Origin of the sequence: Flavobacterium sp. (assembly GCF_036405015.1) — a bacterium.
In the GTDB taxonomy this organism is placed as follows: domain Bacteria; phylum Bacteroidota; class Bacteroidia; order Flavobacteriales; family Flavobacteriaceae; genus Flavobacterium.
In genome coordinates this window covers 1-5,045 of the sequence record NZ_DASWYK010000245.1, presented here as the reverse complement: position 1 = coordinate 5,045, position 5,045 = coordinate 1, and the positions used below count along the sequence as shown (strand labels likewise).

Here is a 5,045-nt window from a genome sequence, read left to right as displayed (position 1 = left end):
TTTTCAAAACATCCTGCAATTTGTAATATTGGTCATATTGCACTTTTTCGTCTGTTGCAGCACTTGTACTTGCAGTTGCTTCTTCAATTGTACTATAATTAAGAAAATCTTTTAGCAAGACATCATAATGTAATTTTTTCTTGTCTGAATTGCTTTTTTTAGTGTACACTACATATAATGAACTCAAAAGCATATCAGCATCGGTTTTAGAAAGTTTTGTTTCTGAAGACGAGTCAAATAACTGATCAATTTCTTTTTGGTAAGGAACAATTAAATCGTTTGTTTTTTTTGCTTTTTCATACAATACAGATCCAAATTCGTTGATTTCTTCTTCATCAAACCAAATTGTTCCGAGTGTTCTGTTTTTGTATAATGACATGACATCAGACTTATATTTTCTTAAATCAGAATATCTCTTAAAAAAGTCATTTGCCACTTCGCTATTTGCAAGTTCTGTGTCATTATTACTGTGTATTGCGGTTGAAGTCTTTTTATATGATGGAGTATTATTGTCAATTCTGTTAAAAGAAAATACAAAAAAACTCAAACCTAAAATTACGGTGAATGAATAAAATGTTCTCATTTTTTTTAATTTTTACGTTACTACTTTTTCATGGCTAGCTTTGGTAAAAATTTGGGGGCTTTTCTACAATGCTAAATTACTTTAGAGTGCCTTAAAACATGTTTATTGATTTTATTTAAATGTTGCGAAATTGCCATGTCTTTAAGCTTACTTTAACTATATCAATTACTTACGTAAAATGTTACCTTTTGAGTTCACGAAATCGATTTGTTTTTGTTAACATAAAGCTATAGTGTTGATCAAATATTAAAATATTTTGTAAATTGCCTTCAGAAAATTATCATATTCATAAAATGGAACAACAAATCCCATATATTCCTAAAAATAAAGTAAGAATTGTTACTGCTGCTTCACTTTTTGACGGACATGATGCCGCCATTAATATTATGCGCCGAATTATTCAGTCAACCGGAGTAGAAGTAATTCACTTAGGTCACGACAGAAGTGTAGAAGAAGTGGTAAGCACCGCCATTCAAGAAGATGCCAATGCTATTGCTATGACTTCTTACCAAGGGGGGCACAATGAATACTTTAAATATATGTATGATTTGCTTCGCGAAAAAGGAGCAGGACATATTAAAATCTTCGGAGGCGGAGGTGGAGTTATTTTGCCAAGCGAAATTGAAGAATTACATGAATATGGTATTACCAGAATTTATTCTCCAGATGACGGTCGTTCGTTAGGACTTCAGGGAATGATTAATGATTTGGTTCAACGTGCCGATTTCCCTATCGGAGACAAACTAAATGGAGAAATCGATCATATCGAAAACAAAGTTCCAACAGCAATTGCGCGTTTGATTTCATCGGCTGAGAATTTCCCAGAAATTGCAAAATCGGCTTTTGATAAAATTCATGAAATGAATTCAAGTTCTAAAATTCCAGTTTTAGGAATTACAGGAACGGGAGGAGCAGGAAAATCTTCTTTAGTGGACGAATTGGTTCGCCGTTTTTTAATTGATTTCCCAGAAAAAACAATCGGATTGGTTTCTGTCGATCCTTCGAAAAGAAAAACGGGTGGAGCGCTTTTAGGAGACAGAATCCGTATGAATGCGATTAATAATCCAAGAGTCTATATGCGTTCGCTGGCGACACGTCAGTCGAATTTGGCTTTGTCTAAATATGTAGCTGAAGCGATTCAGGTTTTGAAAGCCGCAAAATATGATTTGATTATTCTGGAAACTTCAGGAATCGGGCAGTCTGATACGGAGATTATGGATCATTCAAATGTTTCTTTATATGTAATGACACCAGAATTTGGAGCGGCAACACAATTGGAGAAAATCGACATGCTTGATTTTGCTGATTTAGTGGCTTTAAACAAATTTGATAAACGCGGCGCATTAGATGCTTTACGCGATGTAAAAAAACAATATCAAAGAAACCATAATCTTTGGGATAAAAATCCTGATGAAATGCCAGTTTTCGGAACTATCGCTTCGCAGTTCAACGATCCGGGAATGAACACGCTGTATAAAGCAATCATGGATAAAGTGGCAGAAAAGACGAATTCTGACTTGAAATCGACTTTTCAAATCACTAAAGAAATGAGTGAGAAAATATTCGTGATTCCGCCAGGAAGAACACGTTATTTGTCTGAAATTGCCGAGAACAATAGAAATTACGATGAAACTGCAATTGCACAGCAAAAAGTTGCTCAGAAATTATACGGAATCTTCAAAACGATAGAATCTGTTTCTGGAAAAATTCCTCAAATTACAAAAGCAGGAATCGACGATTCAACCGTTTTACCGAGCGGAATCGCAGAACACGACGAAAACAGAATCTTTTTAAACCTTTTACTAAATCAATTTGATAAAGTAAAAATGGATTTAGATCCGTACAATTGGGAAATTATCTTGAATTGGGCAGATAAAGTAGCGAAATATAAAAATCCAGTTTACAGCTTTAAGGTTCGTGATAAAGAAATTAAAATCGCGACACATTCTGAAAGTTTATCGCATTTGCAAATCCCAAAAATTGCTTTGCCTAAATATGAAGGTTGGGGCGATATCTTGCGTTGGAATTTACAGGAAAATGTTCCTGGAGAATTTCCTTTCGCATCTGGATTATATCCGTTTAAACGTGAAGGCGAAGATCCGTCGAGAATGTTTGCGGGCGAGGGCGGGCCAGAAAGAACCAACAAACGTTTTCATTATGTAAGTGCGGGAATGCCTGCAAAACGTCTTTCTACAGCTTTTGACAGTGTGACTTTGTACGGAAACGACCCAGATTTGCGTCCGGATATTTACGGAAAAATTGGAAATGCGGGAGTTTCAATCTGCTGTTTAGATGATGCTAAAAAATTATATTCAGGTTTCGATTTGGTTCATGCTTTGACTTCGGTAAGTATGACCATTAACGGACCTGCGCCAATGCTTTTAGGTTTCTTTATGAATGCCGCAATCGATCAGCAATGTGAGATTTACATTAAAGAAAACGGTTTAGAGAAGGAAGTTGAAGCAAAAATCACAAAATTATATAAGGAAAAAGGAATCGAAAGACCGAAATACCAAGGCGAACTTCCAGCAGGAAACAACGGTTTGGGATTAATGCTTTTGGGTGTTACGGGAGATCAGGTTTTGCCTTTGGAGGTTTATAACGAAATTAAAGTAAAAACGTTAGCACAAGTTCGAGGAACCGTTCAGGCCGATATTTTAAAAGAAGATCAGGCGCAGAATACTTGTATTTTCTCAACTGAATTTGCGCTTCGATTGATGGGAGACGTTCAGGAATATTTCATTACTAAAAACGTTCGTAATTTCTATTCGGTTTCGATTTCAGGATATCATATTGCAGAGGCGGGTGCAAACCCAATCACGCAATTGGCGTTTACGCTATCAAATGGTTTCACTTATGTGGAATATTATTTGAGCCGTGGCATGAACATCAACGATTTTGGACCAAACTTATCGTTTTTCTTCTCGAATGGAGTAGATCCGGAATATTCAGTTATTGGTCGTGTGGCGCGTAAAATTTGGGCAAAAGCCATGAAATTGAAATACGGAGCCAACGAAAGAGCACAAATGCTGAAATACCATATTCAGACTTCTGGACGTTCGTTGCACGCACAGGAAATTGATTTCAATGATATTAGAACGACTTTGCAAGCTTTGTATGCGATTTACGACAACTGTAACTCATTGCACACGAATGCGTACGACGAAGCGATTACAACACCAACAGAAGAATCGGTACGTCGTGCAATGGCGATTCAGCTGATTATTAATAAAGAATTAGGCTTAGCGAAAAACGAAAACCCAATTCAAGGTTCGTTCATCATCGAAGAATTAACCGATTTGGTAGAAGAAGCCGTTTTACAAGAATTCGACAGAATCACAGAAAGAGGCGGCGTTCTAGGCGCAATGGAAACGATGTACCAGCGTTCTAAAATTCAGGAAGAAAGTTTGTATTACGAAACCTTAAAACACAACGGAGATTTCCCAATTGTGGGTGTAAATACTTTCTTGAGTTCTAAAGGTTCGCCAACGGTAATTCCGGCTGAGGTAATTCGTGCCACAGAAGAAGAAAAACAATACCAGATTACCATGCTGGACAATCTGCATAATTTCCACGTAGCAAAAGTAAACGAGCATTTAAGCCAGTTACAAGAAGCAGCTATTAAAAACGAAAATTTATTCGATTATTTAATGGAAGCTACAAAAGTTTGTTCGTTAGGTCAGATTACTTCGGCGTTGTTTGAAGTTGGCGGGCAGTATAGGAGGAATATGTAATTATTTTATTTATAGATTTATGGAAAAACCTCTCAATTATGAGAGGTTTTTTGTTATGGAGTTGTAGTTGGAATTTTATCAATTAATTTATTTAATAAATCTGTAATTGGTTTGAGTTTATCTGGATCTTCTGGTTCAGAAATATCAACTTTTTGATGTTGCATTCCCTCAAAATAATTCATTATTTGATTCCATTTTAAGCTTTCTTTTTTTTGATTTACTTCTTTGTTTTTAGCTCGCAAAACGGTAATCATTTCCCCAGTTTCATCATCTTCAATTTCATGTTCAGCTATTGCCATACCATAGTCATTAAGAGCTGATGCTATATTACCAGAAACTGCATAAATAGCAGACATATTTCTTTTATCTTGGTTTATTTTTTCATAAGTAACAAGTAAACTTTTTAGTAATCTATATATACCCGTAAAAACTGCACTTAAGCACAATGCCCAAGGAAGTTTTACAATCAAAATTCCAATTGCAGAGTTTAATATTTGCCAAGAATTTGCATTGCAACCTAATAGTGTCAAATAGGAACTATAAGTTTTAAAAGAATCTAACAATGTTGGGACACTGCATGCAACTGTTGTGACTGCGCCGATTGTTAAAAAAAATATTATCCAATAATATAAATTCATATTAGAATTAGTCTCTGCTAAAAAATCACTGAATTGTTCAATAATTCGAACTTTTCCAACGGCTTTAATTTGTGCTTCTTGAATTTTTAA

At 35.4% G+C, this 5,045-nt stretch carries 2 protein-coding genes and 1 pseudogene; 1 reads left to right on the top strand and 2 read right to left on the bottom strand.

Annotation, left to right across the window (positions count from 1 at the left end):
- A pseudogene (locus tag VGE71_RS21525) lies at positions 1 to 583 on the bottom strand (L,D-transpeptidase); the annotation flags it as partial.
- A gap of 293 nt (positions 584 to 876) precedes the next feature.
- Here VGE71_RS21525 and VGE71_RS21520 point away from each other — a divergent pair.
- The gene (locus VGE71_RS21520; RefSeq protein ID WP_331140160.1) at positions 877 to 4,317 is read left to right on the top strand and encodes a methylmalonyl-CoA mutase family protein; all 3,441 of its coding nucleotides are present in this window, start codon (positions 877 to 879) and stop codon (positions 4,315 to 4,317) included.
- 53 nt (positions 4,318 to 4,370) lie between these two features.
- Here VGE71_RS21520 and VGE71_RS21515 read toward each other — a convergent pair.
- On the bottom strand, positions 4,371 to 5,045 hold a 675-nt coding region (locus tag VGE71_RS21515), incomplete at its 5' end, for a hypothetical protein (protein ID WP_331140159.1).

Bases quoted from the DNA above. Each gene is read 5' to 3' on its own strand.
- VGE71_RS21520 (WP_331140160.1), top strand. From the start codon at position 877: ATGGAACAACAAATCCCATATATTCCTAAAAATAAAGTAAGAATTGTT.